General features: G+C 63.2%; 20 protein-coding genes and 1 pseudogene. 9 read left to right on the top strand and 12 right to left on the bottom strand.

Annotation, left to right across the window (positions count from 1 at the left end; genetic code table 11):
* Positions 1-8 precede the first annotated feature (8 nt).
* The 5 genes from ACAD63_RS33410 (at position 9) to ACAD63_RS33390 (ending at position 7,883) form a co-directional block, all read left to right on the top strand.
* Positions 9-866, top strand: a complete 858-nt coding sequence (locus ACAD63_RS33410) for a fumarylacetoacetate hydrolase family protein (RefSeq protein WP_434034995.1) — start codon at positions 9-11, stop codon at positions 864-866.
* Positions 863-2,587, top strand: a complete 1,725-nt coding sequence (locus ACAD63_RS33405) for a bifunctional 3-(3-hydroxy-phenyl)propionate/3-hydroxycinnamic acid hydroxylase (RefSeq protein ID WP_434034994.1) — start codon at positions 863-865, stop codon at positions 2,585-2,587. Before ACAD63_RS33410 ends, ACAD63_RS33405 begins: the two co-directional genes overlap by 4 nt.
* Positions 2,588-2,707: 120 nt before the next feature.
* Positions 2,708-3,856, top strand: a complete 1,149-nt coding sequence (locus ACAD63_RS33400) for a porin (protein ID WP_434034993.1) — start codon at positions 2,708-2,710, stop codon at positions 3,854-3,856.
* 364 nt (positions 3,857-4,220) lie between these two features.
* Positions 4,221-5,471: an Nramp family divalent metal transporter gene (locus tag ACAD63_RS33395; RefSeq protein WP_434034992.1), complete on the top strand. Its 1,251-nt coding sequence runs from the start codon at positions 4,221-4,223 to the stop codon at positions 5,469-5,471.
* Positions 5,472-5,750: 279 nt separating this feature from the next.
* Complete coding sequence (locus ACAD63_RS33390) at positions 5,751-7,883, top strand: TonB-dependent receptor (protein WP_434035074.1); 2,133 nt, start codon at positions 5,751-5,753, stop codon at positions 7,881-7,883.
* A gap of 521 nt (positions 7,884-8,404) precedes the next feature.
* Here ACAD63_RS33390 and ACAD63_RS33385 read toward each other — a convergent pair.
* On the bottom strand, positions 8,405-8,554 hold the full coding sequence (locus tag ACAD63_RS33385; protein ID WP_434034991.1) for a hypothetical protein: 150 nt from the start codon (positions 8,552-8,554) through the stop codon (positions 8,405-8,407).
* A gap of 274 nt (positions 8,555-8,828) precedes the next feature.
* Complete coding sequence (locus ACAD63_RS33380) at positions 8,829-9,113, bottom strand: hypothetical protein (RefSeq protein WP_434034990.1); 285 nt, start codon at positions 9,111-9,113, stop codon at positions 8,829-8,831.
* 223 nt (positions 9,114-9,336) lie between these two features.
* On the opposite strand from ACAD63_RS33380, the gene ACAD63_RS33375 reads away from it, so the two are divergent.
* A complete protein-coding gene (locus ACAD63_RS33375) occupies positions 9,337-10,320 on the top strand; it encodes a Bug family tripartite tricarboxylate transporter substrate binding protein (RefSeq protein ID WP_434034989.1) in 984 nt (327 codons plus the stop codon).
* A gap of 20 nt (positions 10,321-10,340) precedes the next feature.
* On the top strand, positions 10,341-11,804 hold the full coding sequence (locus ACAD63_RS33370) for an N-acyl-D-amino-acid deacylase family protein (protein WP_434034988.1): 1,464 nt from the start codon (positions 10,341-10,343) through the stop codon (positions 11,802-11,804).
* A 1-nt stretch (position 11,805) separates the two neighbouring features.
* Here the strand turns inward: ACAD63_RS33370 and ACAD63_RS33365 are convergent, their stop codons facing one another.
* On the bottom strand, positions 11,806-12,717 hold the full coding sequence (locus ACAD63_RS33365) for a LysR substrate-binding domain-containing protein (RefSeq protein ID WP_434034987.1): 912 nt from the start codon (positions 12,715-12,717) through the stop codon (positions 11,806-11,808).
* Positions 12,718-12,930: 213 nt separating this feature from the next.
* On the opposite strand from ACAD63_RS33365, the gene ACAD63_RS33360 reads away from it, so the two are divergent.
* Both ACAD63_RS33360 and ACAD63_RS33355 read left to right on the top strand, forming a co-directional pair.
* Positions 12,931-14,337: an amidase family protein gene (locus tag ACAD63_RS33360; RefSeq protein WP_434034986.1), complete on the top strand. Its 1,407-nt coding sequence runs from the start codon at positions 12,931-12,933 to the stop codon at positions 14,335-14,337.
* Between the two features lie 72 nt (positions 14,338-14,409).
* On the top strand, positions 14,410-15,342 hold the full coding sequence (locus ACAD63_RS33355) for a LysR substrate-binding domain-containing protein (RefSeq protein ID WP_434034985.1): 933 nt from the start codon (positions 14,410-14,412) through the stop codon (positions 15,340-15,342).
* A gap of 639 nt (positions 15,343-15,981) precedes the next feature.
* Here the strand turns inward: ACAD63_RS33355 and ACAD63_RS33350 are convergent.
* From ACAD63_RS33350 to msuE, 9 genes and pseudogenes are all read right to left on the bottom strand, one after another.
* Positions 15,982-16,495: pseudogene (locus ACAD63_RS33350) on the bottom strand (IS6 family transposase); the annotation flags it as partial.
* A gap of 257 nt (positions 16,496-16,752) precedes the next feature.
* Entirely contained in the window at positions 16,753-17,406 is a 654-nt protein-coding gene (locus tag ACAD63_RS33345; RefSeq protein ID WP_115682615.1) for a methionine ABC transporter permease, read from the bottom strand.
* Positions 17,387-18,526 (bottom strand): methionine ABC transporter ATP-binding protein, encoded by a 1,140-nt coding sequence (locus tag ACAD63_RS33340; RefSeq protein WP_434034984.1) that lies wholly within the window; start codon positions 18,524-18,526, stop codon positions 17,387-17,389. The genes ACAD63_RS33345 and ACAD63_RS33340 overlap by 20 nt, the downstream gene beginning before the upstream one ends.
* Before the next feature lie 16 nt (positions 18,527-18,542).
* The gene (locus ACAD63_RS33335) at positions 18,543-19,370 is read right to left on the bottom strand and encodes a MetQ/NlpA family ABC transporter substrate-binding protein (RefSeq protein WP_434034983.1); all 828 of its coding nucleotides are present in this window, start codon (positions 19,368-19,370) and stop codon (positions 18,543-18,545) included.
* A gap of 36 nt (positions 19,371-19,406) precedes the next feature.
* Entirely contained in the window at positions 19,407-20,774 is a 1,368-nt protein-coding gene (locus tag ACAD63_RS33330; protein WP_434034982.1) for an LLM class flavin-dependent oxidoreductase, read from the bottom strand.
* Positions 20,774-22,024, bottom strand: a complete 1,251-nt coding sequence (locus ACAD63_RS33325) for an SfnB family sulfur acquisition oxidoreductase (RefSeq protein ID WP_434034981.1) — start codon at positions 22,022-22,024, stop codon at positions 20,774-20,776. Before ACAD63_RS33325 ends, ACAD63_RS33330 begins: the two co-directional genes overlap by 1 nt.
* Before the next feature lies 1 nt (position 22,025).
* The gene (locus ACAD63_RS33320) at positions 22,026-23,294 is read right to left on the bottom strand and encodes an SfnB family sulfur acquisition oxidoreductase (RefSeq protein ID WP_434034980.1); all 1,269 of its coding nucleotides are present in this window, start codon (positions 23,292-23,294) and stop codon (positions 22,026-22,028) included.
* A gap of 225 nt (positions 23,295-23,519) precedes the next feature.
* Entirely contained in the window at positions 23,520-24,758 is a 1,239-nt protein-coding gene (locus tag ACAD63_RS33315; protein ID WP_434034979.1) for an acyl-CoA dehydrogenase family protein, read from the bottom strand.
* An 18-nt stretch (positions 24,759-24,776) separates the two neighbouring features.
* Positions 24,777-25,340, bottom strand: coding sequence for an FMN reductase (msuE, locus tag ACAD63_RS33310; protein ID WP_434034978.1), 564 nt, complete (start codon positions 25,338-25,340; stop codon positions 24,777-24,779).
* Positions 25,341-25,466 lie beyond the last annotated feature (126 nt).

Below are 25,466 nucleotides of genomic sequence, written 5' to 3'. Positions count from 1 at the left end.
GAGACGATATGCGTCTGGCCAATGTCAGCGTAGGTGGCGTCGCCCGGTATGGGGCGATCACAGAGGATGGATTCATAGACCTCGGTCTGTTCTTTGGCGGTCGCTGCCAGTGCCTGGCCGACGTCCTGACGGATGATCTGCTTGCAGAAGCATGCGCAGCGGTGAAGGAGGCCGCGGCATCGGCAATTCCTCTGGAGGCGATCCGGTACTTGCCCGCGCTGCCGGGCAGTGCATCCAGGGTAATCGCCATAGGATGGGCGTACGGCGAGCATCAACGCGAGGTCGGACGCGAGCCGTCACCCTTCCCGTCGATCTTCCCCAAGATCCAGGAGTCGTTTGTGGGGCACGGCGAAACGCTTGCCGCACCCCACATATCGGACACATACGACTTCGAAGGCGAAATCGCACTGGTCATCGGCAAAGGCGGGCGCGATATTCCGGAGTCGCAGGGCTGCGAGCATATCGCCGGCTATACGATCGTCATGGACGGATCGGTTCGCGATTGGCAGAAGCACAGTGTGCCTGCCGGTAAGAACTTCGAGAAAAGCAGTGCCGTCGGACCCTGGATCACGACCGCCGACGAAATCGCGCGCCCGGGCGACATGAGGCTTTCTACGAGACTCAATGGGCAGCTGATGCAGCAGGCTGACTTCCGGGAGATGGTGTGGGACCCGGGTTACCTCGTGCACTACCTGTCCACGATCTTTACGCTGCGCCCCGGCGATATTGTTTCGACTGGCACGCCTGCCGGTGTCGGGCACAAGCGTCGGCCACCAGTCTTCATGAAGGCGGGAGACGTCATAGAGGTAGGCGTCGAAGGGATTGGTACGTTGCGCAACTCGATAGGAAGGAGTGTCGCAGCATGAGCTCACCAGCCTCTCGGGCGGTAGCATCTCAGCCCCGAAACGAGCCGCACTATGCGGTGGTGATAGTCGGAGCCGGCCCGACCGGACTGACGTTGGCGAATCTGCTGGGCGCCTATGGAGTCCGGACGCTGCTTGTGGAGCGTGGCTCAGACGTCGTCGACGAGCCGCGCGCGGTCAGCATTGACGACGAAAGCCTGCGCACGCTGCAGGCCGCGGGCGTGGTCGAATCCGTACTGGAGCAGGTGGTCAGGGGCTACGGCACTTGGTACTACTCATGGCGCGGAAAGGAGTTCGCGCGGGTCGAGCCGAACGCCAGCGAGTACGGCTTTCCGAAGCGGAACGCCTTCCGCCAGCAGATCCTCGTCGCGCAATTGCGGGATAACCTGAAGCGGTTCGAACATGTTTCGCTAAAGTTCGACCACGAATCAGTCTCCTTCACTGACTACGGCGACGGCGTCCGGTTGCAACTGTTGCATGCCGGCGAGATCAAGCCGGTTCGGTGCGATTGGCTGGTGGCATGCGATGGCGGGCGAAGCGGCATCCGCGAACAACTCGGCATCGTCCTTGCCGGCAGGACCTACGGCAAACGGTGGCTCATCGTCGACCTGATCGGACGGACCTCGCCGTTCCGCCATACCAAGACCTTCTGTGATCCTGCGAGGCCGGCGATCCGGTTGCCGGGGCCGACTGGCACGCTGCGCTACGAGTTCATGCTGCACGACCATGAAAGCGCGGAGGATGTCCTGGATGAACCGCTGATCCGGCAGTGGATCCGTGCTCGGGACCCGCGGGACGCTCCACTGCCGATCGCGCGAAAGGTCGTCTACACGTTTCACGCGCGGGTTGCCGAGCAATGGAAGAGAGGGCGCGTGTTCCTCGCCGGCGATGCGGCGCACCTGACGCCGCCCTTTGCGGGACAGGGCATGAACAGCGGCGTGCGTGATGCGGCAAACCTCTCGTGGAAGCTCGCCGCGGTCGTTCATGGGCGCCTGGGCGAGCCATTGCTCGACAGCTACGAGGAAGAGCGTCGCCCACATGCGTGGGCGCTGATCCGAATGGCCATGCGCATCGGGAGGTTCATGCAGCCGACATCCGTGGCCAGTGCAATCCTGATGCAGGCAACGCTGAAGCTCGTCAGCACCTACCGTCCTGTCCGTGACTACATCCTTCATCTGCGATTCAAACCGAAGCCGCGCTTCGGGAGTGGATTCTTCTCAGCGGGACACGCAAGGCGCGCCTCCGTTCCGGCGGGTCAGCTTTTGCCCCAGCCATGGGTCGAGCTCTATCGCGGCGAACGCGTTCGACTCGACGATGTCCTCGGGACCGGATTCGCCATGCTGATGCTGCCAGGCGCGGGCTCGACCGAGTTCGGCCGGATCTTCGAGCGCGCCGGTGTGCCATATCGGCGGGTAAGGATTATTCCCAGGATCGACGATTTCATCGAGGAGCCCGAGGCGGGCTGCACTGAGGCGGTCATCCGTGACGATGCAGGGGTCCTGGAGGACATCATGCGCAGCGTCGGCGCGGACGTGATGTTCGTCCGACCCGATCGCTATGTCTTGGGCTACGCGAGGGCGGATGACCCTGACAGCATCGCTGCCCTCGGTCAGTTGTTCGGGCGCTTTGTCTACGCCACACGGCCAGCGATGTCCGCTGCTTCCCCGGAAGCCTCCGGAGCGGTTGCGCCGGCTGATGAGGAAATGGCCGACAAGATCGATTGAATTATCAGATGGAGAGACACGCTTTCCCCTCACTTGCTTTGCAAGGTGCTTTCGAAGTGGGGGGTCGTGAGATGGTGGCGCAGCAACTGACAATATCCAATAAATCGGGAGACACTGAACATGAAGCGATCGCTGTTTGCTATGATGGCGCTGAGTGCGCTGGGAACTGCAGCGCCGGATACCTGGGCAACCACCGTAACCCTTTATGGGGTCGTGGATGCGAACGTCGAGTATGTCACCAACATCGCTCCTGGCCTGCCGACCGTGAATCCGGTGACGGGACAGGTGTCCGTCGGTCCGGGGCATGACCGCGTGGCGTTGCAGAGTGGGGGGATGTCGGCATCACGCTGGGGCTTGCGCGGCGTGGAGGACCTGGGAGGAGGCGTACAGGCGCTGTTCGTGCTCGAAAGCGGCTTCAGTCTGGACGACGGAAAATCCATGCAAGGTGGACGCCTGTTTGGCCGCCAGGCTTTCGTCGGATTGTCCAATAGTCTCGGCGCCTTGACGTTCGGACGCCAGTACACCCCTCTTGGCACTGCTCTCGCCAACTTCTCGCCAGGCGCATACGCTTACCAGTATGAGCCTCTGGATGTCATGACCGGCCTTAACTACCGGTCTGACAATACGGTCAAATATGCCGGGAAATTCGGCAGCTTCAGCGGCGAAGCGTATTGGTCTTTCGGGAATGGCGTCGCCGGGGCAGGCGAAGTACCGGGTCGATTCATGCGCGACATCGGCTATGGCGCCTCGCTGGTCTACGCGAACGGTAGCTTCTCTGCCACCGTTGCCTACGACGAATACAGGCCGACGATCACGCCGGTCACCGGCGCTACTGGCAAGTTCAGGAAAGCAGCTGGGGCCGTGAACTATGCCTTCGATCGCGCGACGATCATGGCGGGATACCGGTGGGGCAGAAACGAGTTTCCGGATGGCTCGGTGGCGTTGCACGACAACCTCTGGTGGATCGGAGGCAACTACGCAATTTCCCCGGTGCTGAAGGTTTCGCTGGGCTATTACTACCAGGACCTGCGCACCATGAAGGTGACGCCGGCTGCTCGCTCGTTGCACCCAGCCAATCCATGGGAAGTCTTGTTCATCGTTGACTACTCCCTGTCCAAGCGTACCGACGTCTATCTCACCACGGCGTATGCCAAGAACGCCGGACTGGACCTTCACTCGGTAAGCCTTGGCTTTTCGGACGTTTATGTGCTCGGCCAGGGCAAGACCAATATGTTCGGCGCTGCCGTGGGCATTCGGCACAAATTTTAGCCGTTGACGTGCCCGAACAGGGTCCAGTAAAGGTCATGCCGTGCCTGCCACGGCCCGGCATGACGCGCGCCGATCGACAGCTACCCGTACTTCGCTTTCCGCGATGGCGCCTTCGTCAAATATTGCTTTACGTGTGGCATCAGATATTCCACTCTGAAGCCGTTGCCGCAGATCTAGATCAACGCATGTCGTCCATGCTGGGTGCTTGCGCACCCTGAATTTTCGAGAAAGAAAGCTAGCCGATGCAAATTAATCAACTTCTTCCTTGCACGAAACAAAGAAGAAGATAGAGGCATGACTCAGAACAAATAATTAAAGGTGGAAAATGGATGACAGCGGGGGAAAAGTGGCTGTGGATGTCGTGATGGAAGCCACGATGGAGGCGCGTCGGAACAGCTTGTCCGGATTTCTGCCATTTCTGGGGCCCGCCGCGATCGTATCGGTCGCATATATGGATCCGGGAAACTTTGCGGGGAATACTCAAACTGGCGGAACCTACGATTATTCATTGCTTTGGATTGTGCTACTGGCAAATGTAATTGCCATGCTGTTTCAGTCGCTTTCCGCCAAACTCGGGATTGTCACAGGGCAAAATCTCGCGGAACTCTGCCGAGATCATTTTCCTAAGCCTCTGGTTCACTTGTTGTGGGTGATCAGTGAAATTGCCGCGACGGCTACAGGCGTGGCACAGCTCCTGGGTGGAGCGATAGGTTTGAGTGTGCTATTTCACTTGCCGCTGCTGGTCGGCATGATCGTCATGGCGATCGCGGCATATCTCATATGGATCATCGAGAAGAGCGAGTACCCACCACTCGAGCTGGTGATCGGTGGCCTGGTGGGTTTCATTGGCTTGTCCTATCTCGCTGAATTGTTCATTGCCTCGATTTCTTGGTCCGGCTTTGTGCCACACCTATTCAAGTTTGAACCGCCCGATGTCAAAACCGTAACGTTCGCTGCTGGCCTCCTGGGAGCGACCATCATGCCACACGCACTGTTCTTGCACTCCGGAATCGCCCAGGGGCGTGCTTGCGTAAAGCTGGAATCCGGGCAGGAGAAGCGACCGGAAAATTCCAACTATGAAATCGTCGCTGCATTGACGGTAGCAGGGTTAATCAACATGGCCATGGTCATCATGGCGGCTGGTGCCTTTCACGAGGGGCATCCTGTCGTGGCGAAAATTGAAGCGGGATCCCATACGTTCGCGCCGTTTCTCGGCATCGCTGCTGCAGGGATCTTCCTGTGGTCCCTGGTCGCCTCGGGGATATCAAGCTCGGTCGTGGGCGAGAAGACCGCGCAGGTAATCATGCAAGGCTTCATTGGCAGGCAAATGCCGAGCTTGTTGCGACGCACAATCCCGATGATCCTGATTTTCACGGTGATAGCGCTCGGTGCAAATGCGGCACAAGTGCTCGTCATGAGTCTGGTAGTGCTCAGTCTTGCCTTGCCGTTTCCGATGATCGCACTCGTCTGGTTCACGTCCAGAGCCGAATTCATGGGGCGGTATCGGAACCGTACTCTAATCATTGGCGTGGCAAGCCTTTGCGCCGCAGGCGTACTACTAATGAACGCCATCCTGTTCCTGCAAGCCGTTGGCGTAAGCGTGCATGGTCTGTAGTGCCCGATCCTTGAACTTTGATTTTGTCAGTGAAGTCCCGGGGTTCTGTGCGCATTGAAGAATAGCTGCCCGGACCGCACCGGCTTCGGCCGAAGGCGCCGTGATGATGCACGGTGCCCGACCTGTCCTTCAGCCATCACGACACCAAACGAGTTGGAAGCGACGCAGGCGCCTTCATGCCGCAATCAGTCTGCCTCCCAGCCCGAATCATTTTTGTGAATCGCAGTGAAATCCTTCTTTTGCTTACCGTTCCGATGCGTGGCGGCCGGCACGGCCTCGATGCTCACCATGGCCGTTCACGCCCAATCGGTGCCATCCGAACCTGTTACCGCTTCGTTTCCTCCTTCCACGGACCGGGCAGCCACAGAAAGCGACAAGACTCTGGGTGCCATCGTTGTTACAGCGAAGCGATTGGATGACGCGCGCAACGCGCTGTCGCCGCAAACAGGTAGTTCGGTCTATCGCTTTGACGGTAGCGACATCAATGCGCTGCCAATGGGAGAAAACACTCCTCTTAACCAGGTTCTACTAAGAGCGCCTGGAGTCGTCCAAGGCTCCTTTGGGCAACTGCATGTGCGCGGCGATCACTCCAATCTCCAGTATCGCATCAACGGTGTCATCGTCCCCGAACCGATTAGCGGCTTCGGGCAGATGCTGGACACACGCTTCGCCGACGAGATCAGGCTGATAACAGGCGCTCTGCCGGCACAATATGGATACAGAACCGCAGGCGTGGTTGACATTCGCACCAAAGGAACCGAGACGGATGAGACAGGCGAACCAAAGAGCATTGGTGGCGAAGTCGGAGGCGTGATTGGCAGCCATACCGACCGCGAAGTGAATGCGCAAGTCCAGGGCAAACTGGGTCACGTGAGTTATTACTTAAGTGGATCCTTCGTTGAGAATAATCTTGGCATCGAGAATCCTACAGGCGGAAGCCAGGCGATTCACGATCATACGAATCAGCGCAAGGCGTTCGGGATGCTCTCCTATCTTTTAAACAATGACAGCCGTGTCAGTTTCCTCTTTGGGAGCGCCAACAGCCGGTTCGAAATCCCAAACCGACCGGGCATCACACCCCAATTCACGCTTGTCGGTGCGAATGCACCGGCTTCGGAGGACCTGACTTCGAGCCAGCGGGAGAAGACAGATTTCCAGATACTCTCGTACCAAAGAAAAGTATCGGAAGCACTGGATTACCAGATCTCGCTGTTTCACCGGAAGAGCCGCCTGGAATACACTCCCGATCCCGTCGGGGACTTGGTATACAACGGCATTGCATCCTACATTGCACGTAGCAATGACGCGTATGGCATCCAGACGGATGTCAGCTATGTTCTCAATCAGCGGCACACAGTTCGCAGCGGCGTGTTCGCGCAGCGCGAACAATTTGGTGTGCGCAATACATCCAGTGTGTTTCCCGCTGGAGCCGATGGCATGCAAGTCAGCAGCGTGCCATTTGGGATCGTCGACAACACAAGCCACACCGGAACTACCATCGGCATCTACCTGCAAGACGAATGGACTGCTACAGAAAAGCTAATCATAAATTATGGCGCACGCTACGATCAGGTTAGAACGGTCGTGGATGAACAACAATTGAGTCCTCGCATCGGACTAATCTATGAATTTTCCAACATTACGCGGTTGCACGCCGGCTACGCACGCTACTTCACGCCTCCTGCAACGGAAAAGATCGATGCCACTGATGTGTCAAAGTTTGTCGGCACAACGAGTGCTTTACCTTCGGACGCCAATAATTCGGTACGGTCCGAACGGTCGGATTACTTCGATGTGGGAGTTTCTCACCAGGTCACACGTAACCTGACGCTTGGCCTCGATGCATATTTTCGGAGATCTCGCCACTTGCAGGATGAGGGGCAGTTTGGTAATGCGCTGATCTTCTCTTCTTTCAATTTCGGACGCGGCAAGATCTACGGCATCGAAGGTACTGCGAGTTATCGTAATGGCAACTTCGCATCATACCTTAATCTCAGCATTTCACGTGCACGCGGAAAAGGCATTGAAACGGGCCAGTTTAATTTCAGTCCCATGGAGCAGGCTTTTATCGCCAGCAATTGGGCGCATCTGGACCACGAGCAAACCGTCGCGGCATCATTCGGCGCCTCGTATCTGTGGGATGGTACGCTACTGACAGCGGACGCTATCTATGGAAGTGGCCTTCGAAATGGCTTTGCCAACACAACCCATCTTCCGGCCTATATTCAATTCAACATCGCGTTGGAGCGAAAGTTTGATGTTTCCGTTTTCGGAAAGATAAAATCACGATTTACTGTAATCAATCTGTTCGATCGTTCCTATCAACTTAGGGACGGGACTGGCATTGGTGTGGGCGCACCTCAATATTCGCCGCGACGCAGTTTCTATGTGTCCGTATCCAAACCATTCTGATTCTGTAATCATCTACTACGTTTCAGCACACATGGATCGATTTCGTTTCCCTCCGACCGAGGCACGCGCACGCACCGGGTTCGGCAGCCACCGCCATCGGCCTTCCCCATATAACGATTCGTCAGAACTTTTGCGACGGCCATCAAATTTGTGGTGAAGTGAAGTAAAAGTGGGTCTTACAGGAAAGCGACAGCTCTGGACGATCCGTTCCTCATAATCGCGATAGGGGTCCAAAGGCGTCGGACCCCCACGCGTTGGGTGCGCGCTCGGGGAGTAATCTCCCTCCAGTGATGAACATGCGCACGGTTACGTTGCTGATTTCAAAGCTCGCGCGCAATTCCTTTCATCGAGCCGCCGTGAGCGCGTAGCGCCATCAGTTGCTTGTACAACGCCAGTAGCGTGGCGCGTCGCTGATCGCCCAGACGCTTCTGGGTGGCTTGGCGCAGTTGTGGCCTGAGTCGGTATAGCAACCTCTCTAGATTGTCGCGCAGGTTGCTCAGCAGATGCCAGCGATCCGAGCCTTACGTGACTGCCGGCAGCGCGATGTCGACCGCTTCGGAATAGGCCCCCGCTCGGTCCCTGGCGACGATCTCGATCGATGGGTCCGCACGCATCCACAAAGCAGTAATGGTGTCCCATTGCACGTCGCTGGAGGTGAAACGCTTACCCACACGGGTAACGATCAACGTACGCCGCCTCGGCGGGAAAGGCCCTGACTCGGCCGTCACACAAAGTGCGGGAGCCCCAACTTTACTTCGCAAAGGGGGCGAGATTACCCGAGCGCAAAAATGACATGTTCAGGGAATTTGAATGTCACCTTCGCGAGATTTACCACTGCGCCAAAAACGCAATTAACCACCTGGATCGACAGCAAACCAGCCCATTAGCTTTGCAACAAGGCAAGTCTCCATAGATTCACAATCACGAAATAACACTTCCGCGTCGCTATTTCTTCGTACCCCAGCCAATCCGGTGCCGCGCCTGCAGCGCGGTAATTCGCTCGTGCGGGGCGTCCTTGAGCAGCTTGTTCAGCGGCACGTCGACGGTGCCATCAGACAGGGCCGTGATCTCGAACTTGCCGAGCATCATCCGGTAGTAGCCAGGCGCTTGGACACCGACCTGCGGCGCGGCGGCGTAGCCGGGCAGGGCAAATGATGAACACAACATCACACCGACCAGCAGCGCGCCGCGCCACAGACGTTGCATAGATGCGGAATGGGACAACTTCATGGCATAGCCTCGTAGTGACTCGCGAACATGGCGCCATTGTGGTAGTCGGTCCAGCATCGCGCAAATCGATTGGACTGATTGGGACTATCGCCACAGGTGATGTCGTCCGGCACACCGCCGTGCATTCCGCCACGGAAATAATCACCCACAAAACTTCACTAGGACGTCCCCGGTGCGTCGCTGATACTGAATCACACCAAGACACCACAGAAGGGGACAGCAGATGAAAAAACTAGCGGTAAAGGGCCTGGCCGTCGGGGCGATCGGCGTTCTAGGCATCATGGCCGGGACGCCAGGCATGGCAGGGGCGGCGTGGCCGGACAAGCCGGTGCGCCTAATCGTGCCGACCGCACCGGGCGGCGCGCCCGATATCGTCGCGCGTTTGTTCGGCGAGGGGCTGTCACGGCGCCTAGGCCAGGCGGTGGTAGTCGAGAACCGGCCCGGTGCCGGCGGCAATATAGGCATGCAGGCGCTGCTGGCGGCACCTGCGGACGGCTACACCATCGGTTATGGCAACAATGCCACGCTGGCTACAAACCGCTTTCTGTACAGCAAGCTGCCCTACGACCCCGACAAGCTAGTCCCCATCGTTGGACTGGTCACGACCTTCAATATCCTCGCCGTCAATAATTCGCTACCGGTAATGTCGGCGCAGGAACTGATCTCCTATGCGCGCGCCAACCCCGGCAAGCTGTCGATGGGTTCGGCCGGCAACGGCACTACCAGCCACCTCGGCGGAGAGCTGTTCAAAGTGATGGCCAATCTGAATATCACGCATGTGCCATACAAGGGCAGCACGCCGGCGCTGCAGGATCTGGTTGGCAACAACGTGCAACTGATGTTCGACAACGTGCCGTCGATCGGGCCTTATGTCACGTCAAAGCGCGTGCGAGCACTGGCGGTCACGTCGAGTCAGCGCTCGCCGCACTTTCCCGACCTGCCGACCATGGGCGAGGCGGGCCTGAAGGGCTACGAGCTGACCGCTTGGGCCGGATTGGTGGCGGCGCCGGGCACGCCCGCCGAGGTCATCGAAAGGCTGAACCGCGAAGTCAACGCGCTGATCCGCGATCCGGCATTCCGCGCGCAACTCGACAAGCTGTCGTTCGAACCGCTCGGCGGCAGCGCGCGCGACTTCCGGGCGCTGATCACATCTGAAACCGTCAAGTTTGGCGACCTGGTGCGCAAGAGCGGCGCCAGGGTCGACTGAACTGAGGAAATCCAAGCACCATGCATACGCAATATGACCTGATAATCCGCAACGGCGACCTGATCGATGGCACCGGCGCACCGCGCCGCACGGCCGACCTGGGAGTTCGCGACGGCGAGATTGTCTCAATCGGCGACCTCGGCCCGTCGCGTGCCGGCACCGAGGTGGATGCCGCCGGACTGATCGTGGCGCCCGGCTTTATCGACACCCACACCCATGACGACTGGATGGTGTTCCAGTCGCCCGAGATGCTGCCCAAGGTGACGCAGGGCGTTACCACCATCATCGCCGGAAACTGTGGCATCAGCTTGTTTCCCCTGGTCACCGACAGCATTCCGCCGGCGCCGCTCGACATCATGCGTGGCGGGTACCGCTTCGATTCGGTGCATGCGTACCGCGAGTCGTTCGCGGCCAGCCCCGCGGCGGTCAATGTGGCGGTGCTGGTCGGCCAGTCGACGCTGCGCGCACGGCACGTGCCGCAGCTTGGCGTAGCCGCCAACGACGCGGAAATCGAGCGCATGCGGCAGGACGTGGAAGACGCATTGCTGCAAGGAGCGATCGGCGTGTCGACCGGCACCTTCTATCCGCCTTCGGCGGCGGCACCCGAGGAAGAAATCGTGCGCATGTGCGAGCCGATGCAGCGGCTCGGCGGCGTGCTGGTTTCGCATATCCGCGACGAGAGCGACAAAATCGCCGAGGCGATTGACGAGACCGCGCGCATTGGCAAGGCGCTGGGCGTATCGACGGTGATCTCGCACCACAAGCTGGTGGGCAAGCAGAATCACGGACGCAGCCGCGACACGCTGGCGCAGGTGCGCAGCCTGGCCCGGACCATGCCGCTGTGCCTCGACTGCTATCCGTACGCGGCGTCGTCGACCATGCTGCGCCCCGAGCGCGTCACGCAATGCGACCGCATCCTGATCACCTGGTCGGCCCAGCATCCGGAAGCCGCCGGGCGCTACCTGGAAGATCTGGCGCAGGAGTGGGGCCGGACTCGACTCGAGGTGGCGCAGGCACTGGTGCCGGGCGGCGCCGTGTACTTCATCATGGATGAGGCCGACGTGCGCGACATCCTGTCCTATCCGGATACCATGGTCGGCTCGGATGGCATCCCTTCGGACGAAACGCCGCACCCGCGGCTGTGGGGTACATTTCCGCGCGTGCTAGGGTTGTATTCGCGCGACCTGGGCTTGTTTCCGTTGGAGCGCGCGGTGCACAAGATGACCGGCATGGCCGCGCAGCGCTTCGGGCTGGAGCGGCGCGGCGAGTTGCGTACCGGCCATGTCGCGGATATCACTGTGTTCGATCCGGCAACGATCCAAGACCGTGCCACGTTCGAAGACCCGCAGCGGCCCGCAACAGGCGTGCGCCATGTGTTCGTCGCCGGACAGGCCACGCTGCGCGACGGGATACCTGTCAGCAGCCGCCCGGGGCGTTTCGTCACCTCCACGCTGGTGCGGGCAGACGCGGCGCGGGCGCAGTAGCCTACGGCGCCTGGCGCCCGCCTGCGGTTTGCTGCTGCAGCCACGCGATAAAAGTCTGCATCGCAGGGCTGTCGCGCTTCTCTTCGAGGCAGATGAAGTAGTAAGCCTTGGGCGAAACGTAGGGCTCGGTGGCCACGCGCAGCAGTCGTCCCGCCTTTATGTCATCAGTGGTCACGTAGTCGGGCAGCAGGGCTATGCCCATGCCGCTCACTGCGGCCTGCAGTCCCATGGTGAGTAGGCCGTAGCGCGGGCCATCGTCAGGATGCGCCAGCCGTATCCCCATCTGCTGCAAGTAGGCCGGCCACGCCTCCAGCGCCGCGATCTGGTGCAACAAGGGCATGCGCTTGAGCGCCTTGGCCAGCGTGCCGCCGCCGGGGAGCAGCTCGGGCGCGCACACCGGATAGAGTTCCAGCGGCATGACCTTCAGCGCGAAATGGCGCGGCGGCGGCGCGCCGCAATACATGATCGCGGCATCGAGCCCAGTGCTTTCCAGGTCGACCGGGCCAACTTTGGTGGTGACGTTCAGCTGGATCTGTGGCTGTTCCTTGGCAAACCTGAGCAGGCGCGGTAGCAGCCAAATATTGCCGAGCGACACCGGCACCGAAAGGTTGAGCCGGCCGCCCGCGGCGCGGCCTGACTGGACTTCCAGCGTCGCTTCCTCGAGCATGGCGAGCGCCTTGCGCACGCTCCTGAGGTATTCCTCGCCGGCGGGGGTTGCCGCCACTGCGCCTTTGCGGCGATTCAGCATGCGCGCACCAAGAAAATCTTCCAGCTCGGTAATCTGCTTGCTCACCGCACTCTGCGTCAGGCACAACTCTTCGGCTGCGCCGGTGACGCTGCCGTTGCGTGCCGTGGTCTCGAGCGCGATCAAATTCGCCAGCGCGGGCAAGTGGCGTCCGGGTGTGCTTTTCATGGGCGGTGCAGCGTGGAGGGCTGTGGCTATTGTCATCTATTCATTCCGGTATGGAAAGAACCTGCGACGAAACATCCATTGCCTAGGCGGCGCCGGGTAGCCAATATGCAATGCATCCCAATCTCGCCAGTGAGACCGATGCCCGCCGTTTCCCCTGCTCAATTTGCCCGCTTTGATCCGTTCGAGGCTTCACTAAGCGACCTCGCTGAGGCCATGCGCACCGGCCGAACGTCCGCGCAGGCGATGGTTGCATCCTTTCTCGCCCGCATCGCGGCCTTCGACCAGGCCGGCCCCTGCATCAACGCCATTAGCGGCGTGAACGCCGCCGCGATGGACAATGCGCGCTTGCTCGACGAGGAACTGCGCGCACACGGTCCCCGCGGGGCGTTGCACGGCATACCGATGGTAGTCAAGGACAACATCGATGTTGCCGGCATGCCGACCACGGCCGGTTGCACGGCGCTGCGCGAGGCCTACCCGCGCACCGATGCCGCGTGCGTGGCGCGGCTTTGTGCAGCCGGCGCCATCGTACTGGCCAAGTCCAGTATGTCGGAGCTGGCGGCGTCCAACGGACGCTTCGGCTATAGCTCGGCGAACGGGCTCACGCTGAACCCCTATCGCCTGTCGCGCAATGCCAGCGGTTCCAGCAGCGGCACAGGTGCGTCGGTAGCAGCCAGCTTCGCCGCGTTCGGGCTCGGCACCGACTCGTTCGGCTCAGTGCGCGGGCCGGCCTGTGTGCACGCTCTGGCAGGTTTACGTCCAACCCATGGCCTGCTTGACAGCACCGGCGTGCTGCCGCTGGCGGCGTCGTTCGACACCGTCGGGCCACTGGGCCGCAGTGCGGCCGATGTGGCGCTGGTGATGGCCGTGCTGGCGCCGGGGCACGGCTTTGGCACGCAACCGGAAACGCTAGCCGGCCGCAGGCTTGGCATCGTGGCGGATTTCGCCGGTGGCAACGATGAAATTGACGCGTTGTTCGGCATCGCGACCGCAGCGATGCAGGCCGCAGGCGCCCAGGCCATTCCCGTGCGCCTGCCCGCTGGCGCGCTGACTCTGTACACAGATGTACTTGGCGAGATCACGCGCGTTGAATCGGTGCGCGGACTCGACCAGTATTTGGCGCAGGCGGCGGCCGCTGCGCCGCACAGCGCCGCCGAACTTCTCAGGCGCATGGAAGCCGGGGGCGACGCCGGCGCCCGCGCGGTCAATCCGCTGACCCTGGCTGCGCTGCGCCACGCAATCGCGACACGAGACCAGCCGCCCGGAGCCGGCGTTGCCGCGGCGCGGCGCTGGCGTGGCCTGCTCAGCGAACACTTGATGGCCCACGGCCTCGATGCGCTGGTCTTCCCGACGCTCGCGTGCCCCGCCTCGCCGCGCTTCGACATGGCCGATGCCAGTTACCATTGCCGGGCCGGGCAGCCGCTGGCCGCGATGCATCTGGCCAGCGCCGCCGGCGTGCCCGAGGTCAGCGTGCCGATGGGCATTACCGCCGCCGGCGTACCTGCGGGCGTGTCCTGGCTCGGCCTGGCCGGCAGCGATGCCACACTGCTGGCCATGGCGTCCGCGTTCGAGCAGCTGACTCAGCACCGCCGTGCTCCGCCCACCACGCCCGCGCTGTAGCGAGCAGTTGCCATGCGGTCTGCTTTCGGGTGATGCTTCAGTGCGGGCCGTCTACCAGACAAGGAAAACAGCGTGAGTATCAAGGAAAGCCATTTTCGTGGTGTCGACCTGAACCTGCTTGTGACGCTGTCCGTGCTGCTGTGCGAACGCAGCGTGTCGCGCGCCGCGGCGCGCCTGCACCTTGGCCAGCCCGCGGTCAGCGGTGCACTAGCGCGACTGCGCGAATTGTTCGACGACCCGCTGCTGGGTCGCACCGCGCAAGGCATGGCGCCGACCGAGCGGGCGCTCGAACTGGAACGGCATCTGATGCCGGCGCTTGCGCAGATTGAGGCCGCGCTGCTTCAGCGCCGCGAGTTCGACCCGCGAACTTCAGACCGCACCTTCGTGGTCGGCATGCCCGACTGGGTCGAACTGTGGTTGGCGCCGCGCATGCTTACGCAGCTCCGGGAACTCGCGCCGCAGGTGCGACTTTCAATCGTGCCAACCGACCCGTTCCGCGGCACCGACATGCTGGAGCGCAACGGGATGGATCTCGGCGTGGGCCCGTTCGCCAAAGGCCCGGCCTGGCGCCGTGAATGCGAGCTGCGCACCATGGGCTTTCGCTGTGTCTATGGCGCTGCCCCGCTCGATGGCGACAAATGCCTGTCGCTGTCCAACTACCTGCGCCTCCCGCATGTGCTGGTGTCCTATCGCGGCGCCTTCGACAGTGCCGCGGACGCCTGGCTGGCCACGGAGGGACACGCCCGCCACGTGTGCTACAGCAGCGCACGTTTTGCCAGCGTGCCGGCGATCTTGCAGCGCATTGCCGCGCTGGCAACGGTGCCAGAGGTACTGGCCGAGCAATGGTGCACGGACCACGGGCTGCACCCGTTTCAGTCGCCTGTGCCAATGCCGGACTACACCGTGGCGGCGATTTGGACCGCGGCTCGTGACAGCGACGCCGGCCTGAGGTGGCTGGTGGAGCTGATTGCCAAGCTTGCGGAGGAGGGTGGAGACCGGTCGTAACCCTGGTGACAGACATGTCGCGCGTCGAGATGCGGGGCAGAGGTACAGGGTGCAGCGACGCCCCAACTCGTCTGGCGCTCCCATGGCTGGTCGCAAAGAGAGATGTCCGCGCCTGCCGAACGACAGGAACGGGGTGCAGCCGTTGTGCTTTCGCTAGCCTAGGCCTGGGAGTAGCCGCGGCGCGCGGGGCCGGGGTCGCTAGAGGCCGGCGTTGCCGGAACGCGGCGATAGGGCACGAAACGTTGCCTTATCGAATTGCCGGACACTGGGAAGGCGTGACGCTGATGTCCCGCGACTTCCTCGGAGGCAACTGCGAGGGTGGGGAGTCTCCGTCCTCGGTCCCGCCGGCGCCTGTTATTCTTTTACCGGCTAATGCGCTGCAAATCAGCGCGGAAAGAACAACGTCTTCTGACGGATTGCCGGATTTGCTGCTCGATACGCGGCACTGTTGCCGAACTCGTGGTGCGCCCAGACGATACCGGCCAGGATATCCGTGAACTGCAGCGCGAGGCAGTCCTTGCTTTCCCAAGGCGTTGTCTGCAGCCGCGTCATAGCGCCGCGGACTGCCAGCTCGGTCCGTAGGTAGTCGTGCAACGCGTGTTTCAGTTCGGTTTTTAGTGAACGCGCATCTGGGATGAAGTTCTCGGCTCGATTGTTGACGCGGGCAGCAGCCTTGACGAATACGAGCCTAACGTTCGCCAATTCCGGGACGTGAGCCTTGCCGCAGGATTGATGCGCAACTGATCGGTGACGATCTTGCTCGGTACTGGGCATGAGCGAAGCAGCCGCTTGAAGAAGCGTTTGGCCGCAGCCTTGTCGGCCGCTGTTGCGGCAGAATGTCGAGTTCGGCGCCATGCTCGTCTACTGCGCGCCACAGCAGGTATGGCTCGCCGCGCAGCGTCACGAACACTTCATCGAAATGCCAGGTGCTTCCCGGTTTGCGCCGCTCGGCTTTCACCCGGTGAGCAAAGTGGGGCCCGAATTTGTCGCACCAGCAACGGATGGTCCCATAGGTTACGACCACGCCGCGCTCGAAGAGCAGCTCCTCGATGTCGCGCAGGCTCGGATTGAACCGGAGGTACCAGCGCACCGCGCTGCTGATGACTGCGGCGGGAAAGCGATGGCCGTGATAGAGCGAGCTTGTCTTCTTCATAGCGCCATCTTACGCGACCGAGCCGGCAACCTGACAATGCCGCTTCCAGTGCGATCGTGCCAGGCCGGGCGAAGTGGGTCTGCGCGCTCATGGCGGGCCCTCAGCAACTGCGAGCCACGGCGTGATAGCCTGCAGGCCATCCGCACCAGCGCGACCAAGACTCGTCGAATTTCATGCATGCCTTGCCCGTCGCGGGGGTCGACGGCAAGCAGATCCATTCGGATGCCGAACAAATGGCTTCTCTTGTTACACAGTATTTAGCGCTCTCGCAAGCGATGCACCAGGCGGTCGCCACTTGCCTGCACGACCGTGACTAGCGCAATCAGGATCACGATGACGACCGCCATCACGGTGGTATCGAACCGTTGGTAGCCATACCGGATAGCAAGGTCGCCAAGTCCGCCCGCGCCGACCGCGCCGGCCATGGCTGAGGCACCAATCAGCGAAACGACGGTGATGGTAAAGCCGCCGACTATACCGGGCAGCGCTTCCGGCAGCAGCACGTGCAGCAGGATATGCCGGCGCCGGCAGCCCATGGCCTGTGCGGCCTCGACCAGGCCTGCATCGACCTGGCGCAGGCTGATTTCCGCAATGCGTGCAAAGAACGGCGTGGCGCTGACCGCCAGCGGCACCACCGCGGCCCAGACGCCGATGGTTGCACCGACGACCAGCCGCGTGAACGGCAGCAGCGCCACCAGCAGCACGATGAACGGCGTGGCGCGGAAGCTGTTGACCACGCTGCCGAGCACGCGATGCAGGCGCGGCGCCGGCCGCATGCCACCGGGAGCGGTGACCACGAGCACGAGCGCGAGCGGGACACCCGCCAGCACGGCAATGGCGGCCGATGCGCCGACCATCGTCAGCGTATCGAGAAATCCTTGCCAGAGGCGTTCAATAAGAATCGGTGACATAGCCCAGTGTTTTCACGTATGGGGAAAGGGGAGAGCGCAGCGAATCTGGATCCGTGCCGGTGCCTGCCAGTGACAACAGCAGGCGGCCTTGCGTGTGGCCCTGGATGCGGTCCAGGCTGCCGTGCAGCAGCTGCGCGCCCGTGCCGAGTCCGGCGGCCAGGCTGGCGAGGTCCGGCGCGTGCTCGCCACTGCTTGCATAGTGCAGTTCGGCGATGCGCCGGTGCGGCCCCGCCGGCGGCTCGGGTAGCAGCCGCGCGACGATGTCTTGCGGCAGTCCCGGTGTCAGCGGCGCCAGCAGCGCCTGCGTCGCCGCGTGCCGCGGCTGGCCAAATACCTGCCATACGGGACCGGCTTCGGCGATGGCGCCGTGCTCCAGAACCAGCACCTGGTCGCAGATTTCGCGGATCACGCGCATCTCGTGCGTGATCAGCACGATGGTGAGCCCGAGGTGCTGGTTGATGTTGCGCAGCAACTGCAGGATCGATTGCGTGGTTTCAGGATCCAGCGCGGATGTGGCTTCATCGCACAGCAGGATCTCAGGGTGGTGTACGAGCGCGCGCGCAATGCCGACACGCTGCTTCTGTCCGCCCGACAGGCGGCCGGGATAGGTATCGTGCTTGCCTTCGAGTCCAACCAAGGCGAGCACCTCGTCCACGCGCCGCGCAATGGCGTCGCGCGGCACGCCGGCTACCTTCAGCGGCAGCGCCACGTTCTCGCGTACCGTCTTCGCCGAAAGCAGGTTGAAATGCTGGAAGATCATGCCGATACGGCGGCGCAGTGTCACGAGGCCGTTTTCGTCGAGCGTCGCGATATCCTGCCCGTCGACCAGCACGCGTCCATCCGTTGGAGCCTCGAGCCGGTTGATGGTGCGCAGCAGCGTGGATTTTCCGGCGCCGCTGCGCCCGATGATGCCGAAGATGCCGCCGGGCGGTATGTCGAGATCGATGTTGCTGAGCGCCTGGACGATACCGGCGCCGCTCGCATAACGCTTGCTCACGCGTTCGAAGCGAACGGCGCCGGTCGCAGTCCGCGCATGGCCGTCACGCGTGGCGGTGGCGGCGTCGGAGCGTGTCGCGGCGGGCAGGAACCCGCGGCGCAGCAATGCAGTGGCCAGGCTCATGGCAGTCCCTTGTGTGTCACGGCTGCGCCTTGAGCCACGGCAGGCTGTACAGCTTGTCGTTGTTGGCGTAGGACGTGCCGAGCTGCTTGCGGACCGCTGGCGAGTCCTGGTAGATCTTCACGAAGCGCGCCACGCGCGGATCTGCGGCGTTGTCCTCGCGCGTGACGAAGCGGATGGCGAAATATGTATCGTCGATGCCGGAGTACAGCAACCCGGCACCGGCCACTTGGGCCTTGCCGGCGTTAACGAAGTGCGCGGGGTAGCCCTGCGCCAGGTCTACGTCGTCCAGCGCGCGGACCAGTTGCGGTCCCTCTATCTCGATCAGCTTGAGCTTCTTCGGATTCGCGACGATGTCGTTGACGCTGCCTTTTGCGCCCACGCCGTCGCGCAGCTTGACGAGGCCAGCCTTCTGCAGCAGCAACAGGCCGCGGCCCTGGTTGACCGGATCGCTCGCCACGCCGACGCGCGCGCCTTCCTTCAGTTCGTCGAAGCGCTTCATGTGGCTCGAATACAGGCCGATGTTCGGCAGCACGCCGAGCGCCACGCTGCGGAACTTGTAGCCGCGTTCCTTGATGGCGTTGTCGAGGAACGCCTGGTGCTGGAAGTAGTTCACGTCGAGGTCGCCGGACGACAGCGCGACATTGGGCGTGGTCCAGTCCGTGAACTCGACGACCTTCACGTCGAGGCCCTGTTTACGCGCTTCGGCGGCCGCTACTTCGACGGAGTCGGCGAGTGCGCCCGGTGTGACGCCGATGCGCAACGGCGCGCCATGGACGGCCGGCAGCAGCGCCAGCGAAGCAAACAGGGTGGCAATGGTGGCCGGAAGGAGGCGGGAGATCTTCATGGTGTCAGTTGTGAATGTGGACAAGGGAGGGATGCGTCATGCGTGACGGAATGCGTCGGCCGCGTGGCGCGCCGGCAGCCGGTCGCCTTCGGCGAACAGCTTGCGCCGCAGCGTGCCGTCGGCATACGCGGTCTTGTAGCGGCCGCGCTCCTGCAGTGCGGGGACGACGAGGTCGACGAAGTCCTCGTAGCTCTCCGGCACCACGGTGCGGCTCAGGTTGAAACCGTCGATGTCGGTCTCGTCGACCCATTCTGCGAGCGTGTCGGCCACCTGCGACGGGTCGCCGACGATGGCCGGGTAGCGCCCGCCCAGCTCGAACAGGTCCAGCAGCTTGCGGCGCGTCCAGCCATGCTGGGCGGCGGTCTTTGTCGCCGATTCGATGGCGTTGCCGCCCTCATAGTTCACGGGGTCGTCGAGCCCGTAGCGCGCGAAGTCCACGCCGGTGCTGGCCGCGAAATGGGCGAGTCCGGCCTCGCGGCTCGCATAGTCACGATACTCGGCATGCTTGGCGCGCGCCTCGACCTCGGTGCGGCCCGTGACCACGGCTGCGCCCATGAAGACCTTGACGTCGTCCGGACGCCGCCCGGCTGCCACGAGCTGCGCGCGCAGCGCGGACACCGTCTTGCGCGCCGCTTCCTTGTTCGGCGGGGAAATGAATACGCATTCGGCGTGGCGCGCGGCAAAGCGCTGGCCGCGGCCCGAGCTGCCGGCCTGGAACAGCACAGGTGTGTGTTGCGGCGATGGTTCCGACAGGTGATAGCCGTCCACCTTGTAGTAGCGCCCGCTGTGGCTGACCTTGCGCACCTTCGCGGGGTCGGCGAACACGCGCGCGGCCTTGTCGCGCAGCACGGCGTCGTTCTGCCAGCTACCTTCCCAGAGCTTGTAGAGCACGTCGAGAAACTCGTCGGCGCGGTCGTAGCGCTCGTCGTGGGCGAGCTGTCCTTCGAGGCCCATGGCGCGCGCCGCGCTGTCGAGGTAGCCGGTCACGATGTTCCAGCCGATACGCCCGCGCGTCAGATGGTCCAGCGTGGAAAACCGGCGCGCCAGCAGGTACGGCTGCTCATAGGTCAGGTTCACCGTGACCCCGAAGCCAAGGTGCTTGGTGGCCGCGGCCATGGCGGGGACGAGGAGCAGCGGGTCGTTCACCGGAAGCTGAATCGATTCCCGCAGCGTGACATCGATGTTGCCACGATACACGTCATAGACGCCGACGATGTCGGCGATGAACAATCCGTCGAACAGGCCGCGTTCGAGCGTGCGCGCCTGGTCCACCCAGTACTCCAGCGTGTTGTACTCGTCCGAGCGGTCGCGCGGGTGCGTCCACAGCCCGTGGTTGATATGCCCCACGCAGTTCATGTTGAACGCGTTGAGCAGGATCTGCTTGCGCTGTCCATGGTTCTCCATCAGATCGCTCCATGCCGCGGCGGCAGCTTGTCATTGAGATGGAAGTTGCCGACCGCGTGGTATTTCCAGCGAACCGGATCGTGCAACGTATGCGTGCGCGCGTTGCGCCAGAAACGGTCCAGACCCTGGTTGTCGAGCGTAGCGGACGTGCCGCCCAGCTCGAACAGCCGCGTGCCGGCAAGCAGCGATGCGGTCGTTGTCAGCGCACGCGCAGCAGCAACGGCCAGCGACGCCTGCGCGACGGTTTGCTCGTCGGGCACCTGTTGCGCGGCATCGGTGGCACGGCCGGCGCGGCGCACGAGTGCTTCGGCGGCGCGCAGCCGTACCTGGACCTCGCCAAGCTGGTGCAGCGTCAGCGGGTCGTCCGCCGCGCGTGCTACGCCGGCATCGATCCACGGCCGTGCGTGGTCGCGCAGGAACGGCAGTGTGGCTGCCAGCGCGCCACGGCCGATGCCGAGGTCGATTGCCGCATGCAGCAACTGGGCAAAGGGACCGATAGTCGTGGGCCGCTCGAACGAGGCGAGGAACGGCACCACCCAGTCGGCCTCGACGGGTACGTTCTCGAACGTCACCGAGCCGCTGCCGGTGACGCGCTGGCCGAAGCCGTCCCAGTCATCCGTAATGCCGACACCGTCGGCCGTGCGCGGCACAAACGCGAGCCACGTGACTTCGCGTCCGGCTTCCTCTGCCACCACGAGCGTGGGAATCCAGTGCGCATACAGCGCGCCGGTGCAATAGAACTTTTTGCCATTGATGCGGAAGCCGTCGCCGTCGGGCGTGAGCCGTGTGCGGCGGCGGAAGTCCTTGTGGCCGATCTCGGCCAGCGCGTTGCCGAAGCGCTCGCCGGCCAGTGCGCGCGCATAGAAGAATGCCTGCTGCGCTGGCGTGCCGCCAACACGCAGCACCTCCAGCGCATAGAAGTGGTTCTGCGGAATCTGCCCGAGCGAGCCATCCGCGGCGGCGATGATGGCGATGACCTCCGCCAGCGTGGTGTTGGACACGCCCGCGCCTCCGTATTCGCGCGGCACGGTGATGCCCCACAGGCCGCTAGCGCTGAAGGCTTCCAATTCATCCCAAGGCAGGCGCCGTTCGCGGTCGCGCTGGGCCGCTCCGGGCGCAAAGTGTGCGGCGAGCCGGCGCGCGATGGCGATCGCTTCGGCGTCGTCGCGGACAAGATGCGGAACCACGGCAGGCGCGGGCGCCGCCTGCGCCCGTCCATCGGCGGGCGGCGGATTGAAAAGCAACGACATATCAGTTCCAGGAGTGCCGCTTGGGCAGCGCGTTGTTCAGGTAGTAGTTGCCGATCAGATGCAGCTTCCAGCGCACCGGATCGTGCAGCGTGTGCGTGCGCGCATTGCGCCAGTGGCGGTCGAGGTTGCGCCCGGCGCGGGTGGCGGAAGAGCCGGCCAGCTCGAACAGCTTCTCGCTGGCCTGCAGCGCCGCTTCGGTGGTCAGCACCTTGGCCTCGGCCACAGCGACGGAAGCCTGTGCGCTGCTTGCCTCGGTGACCGGCTGCTCCGCGATGGCATCGAGCGTCAGCGCGGCTTCGCGCAGCACTTCGCGCGCGGCTTCGAGTTCGATCGCCAGGCGGCCAACGTCGCCGATCAGGTGCGGGTCTTCGGTCGCACGCGCGACGCCTGCATCGATCCACGGACGCGCGTGCTGGCGCACGAACGCAGTGGCATCGTCGAACGCGGCCTGTGCGATGCCGAGATCGATCGCGGCCTGGATCAGTTGCGAATTGGCGCCGTAGAGGCCGGGCCGGTCAGCCAGCTGCCACACGGGGATCACGTCGTCCTCGGCGACTGCGACGTGGTCGAACACCACCGTGCCGCTCGCCGTCGTGCGCTGGCCGAACGACGACCAGTCGTCGACCACGGTCAGGCCGGCGGCGTTGCGCGGTACCCAGACCTGGACCGCACGGCCGTCATCGTCGAGTGCACGCGTTGGCACGCGGTGAGCGAACAGCGCGCCGGTGGAGTAAAAGCGTGTGCCGCTCAGGCGCAGCCCTTGCGCCGTGCGACGCAGACGCGTGGTGCCGTCGAGGATGGTCTGGCTTTCAGTGGAGCGCCGTTCAGGCCCGGCATTGCCGAGGCGTTGCCCAGCCAGCACTTCCGCGTAGAAGCGGCGCTTCTGGGCCTCGGTTCCTGCTTCGCGCAGTACGCCAAGCACGCCGAAATGGTTCTGCGGAATCTGGCCCAGCGATGCATCGGCGGCGCTGAGGATCGCAAATACCTCGGCCAGCGTTGCATAGGAGACGCCGGCGCCGCCGTAGACTTTTGGCACGGTGATGCCACCCAATCCGCTTTTGGACCAGCGGTCGAGCTCATTCCACGGCAGGATGCGTTCACGATCGCGCACCGAAGCGCCTGCACGGAATGTCTCGGCGAGCGCGCGGGCAGCGTCGATGGCTTCTGCGTCGTCTTGGATGCGTCGTACGCTTGCTGGATCGGGTAGGACGGGTTCACGCCCCGCAGCGGCGGGCAGCTTGGCTGCGTAGATATCGGAGAGATCGGTCATGACAAGTCGGGAGGATGCTTTGCACCGGGCATGGTGGTGTCTCGCATCGAAAAGGGCTGACGATTGATTGGAGCATGCGCGTCCACGGCTTTCCCACGAATATTTCCGAGGATGCTTAGAAGCGTGGCTGCGGTGGCTGTGAGGTGGTTGATGGCGTGGACCCCACAAGTGTTTGCTCCCCGCTCCTGCGAGCAGGAGGGGAGCAAAACTTCGGCGCGCGCTTTGTCAGGCAGCCCGCGTACCGACCGACCAGTAATACGTCGGCGCCGTGCCGTTGATCGCATGGTCGCCGACGATTCGTGCCTTGTAGATGGCCGGGTTGTGCGAGGCCAGTGTGCGTGCGTTGCGCCAGTGGCGGTCGAGCTGGTGCGCGGCGTCGAGCGCGGAGGCCCCGCCGACGTCAAACAGCCGGCTGGCCGCGCCGAGGACCGGGTCGAGCATGCCGATCTGCGCGCGCGATGCATCGAGTTCGACGTCCTGCAGCAGGGCGCCCGGCACCGCCTCGCCGCGTTGGCGCAGCGCATCGATCTCGTCGAGCTTCGCGGAAACGGCACTGACCGTTGCCTGTGCGACAAAGGCAACGCCGGACAACTGGCCGACCACCTGCTGCACGAGCGGGTCTTCTGCCGCCGTCGCCGCGCTGCCATTGCTGTACACGCGCTTGCGCTCCCGCACGAAGGCGGCAGCGTCGCGCTCGATGGCACGCGCGATGCCGGCCAGCGTGGCCAGGTGCACGAGTTGAAAGCAAGCGGTGACGGTGGTCGGGTCCGTGCGCGAGAACGACAGCACGTGCTCGTCGGGAACGGCAACGTCGAGAAAACGCGTCGTGCCCGATGCGCTCAGGCGCTGGCCGAAGCCGTGCCAGTCGTCCAGCCGGTCGACGCCCGCCGCATCGGCCCGCACCAGCACATAGGCCGGGCTGTCGTCATCGGTGCGGGTGGCCGACACCGCGATCCAGTCCGCATACAGCGTGCCGGTACTGTAGTACTTCTCTCCGTCGAGGCGCCAGCCTCCGGCGCCGTCGGGGGCGAGCGTCGTGCGGTACCGGCCGAGCTGGCCGTCGCCGCGCTCCATCGCCGCGTTGCCGAAGATGACGCCCTGCGCCGCGAGCCGAAGCCACGGCGCGCGCCGTGGCGGCGCGATCTCGGCATGCAGCCGTTCGATGAAGCCGAAGTGCGCGCGCAGGATCTGCGGCAGGTTGGAGTCGGCCGCGCCCAGCTCGATCAGCAGCGCATACAGCTGCGACGCGGAAGCACCCAGGCCGCCATGCTCGCGTGGCACGCGCAGTGCACCGAAGCCGGCGTCGCGCAGCAGTGCAACCGCGTCGTGGGCCAATGTGCGTGTGCGTTCGCGTTCGAGTGCACCGGCAGCGATCTGCGCGAACACCGGACGAAAGCGATCGGCGAGCGATGCGAGTGTCGGAGCCGCCTGGGCGGAAGGTGAAGCAGAAGCGGGGTGTGGCATGTGCGAATGATTCAGCGCTCAGGCGGCCTTCAATGCAACCCGGCGGTGCGCCGCAAACAACGGCGCGGCGCGGTCGGCCGCGAGCCGGATACGCTCGCGCAGCGCGGGGCTCTGCACGGTGTAGTTCTCGAAATCCGAAGGGATGGCATAAACGCCAATAGGCAGCGTCAGTGCCTGCAGGAAGCCGAACAGCGGCCGCAACTGGTGCTCGAGCACCAGTGCATGGCGGTCGCTGCCGCCGGTGGCGGCGAGCAGCACGGGCTTGTCGGCGAGCGCTTCCTGGCCGATCAGGTCGAACAGGTGCTTGAAGTGGCCCGGATACGCGCCGCGATAGACCGGCGACGCAGCGATGATCAGATCGGCCGATTCGATTGCCTGCAGTTGCCCTTCGATCGCGGTCGGCAGTTCCGTGCGCCATAGCGCGCCACCGAGCGGACGCGCAATATCGGCCAGGTTGATGACATGGGCGTCGACATGCAGTCGCGCGTCGAGCTCGGCAATCAATGCCTCGACCAGCGCAAGCGTGCGCGAGGGCTGTTGGGTACTGCCGTTGACGGCAACAATCTTCAGGGGCTTGGACACGATGGGTTTCCGCAGAGAGTGATGGCGTTGGTGTTGTCGAGGGCTGCAACGGTATGGTTTTCCTGCTGCGCAGCCTGGAGGGTGCCAAGACGATACTGCAGCGCGGCCGCCGCGCGAACGACGCGT

The sequence above is a fragment of the Cupriavidus sp. a3 genome, assembly GCF_051015765.1.
Taxonomy (GTDB): domain Bacteria; phylum Pseudomonadota; class Gammaproteobacteria; order Burkholderiales; family Burkholderiaceae; genus Cupriavidus; species Cupriavidus oxalaticus_A.
The sequence above is the reverse complement of the archived record's forward strand: the minus strand, read 5'-3'. Positions and strand labels throughout refer to the sequence as shown.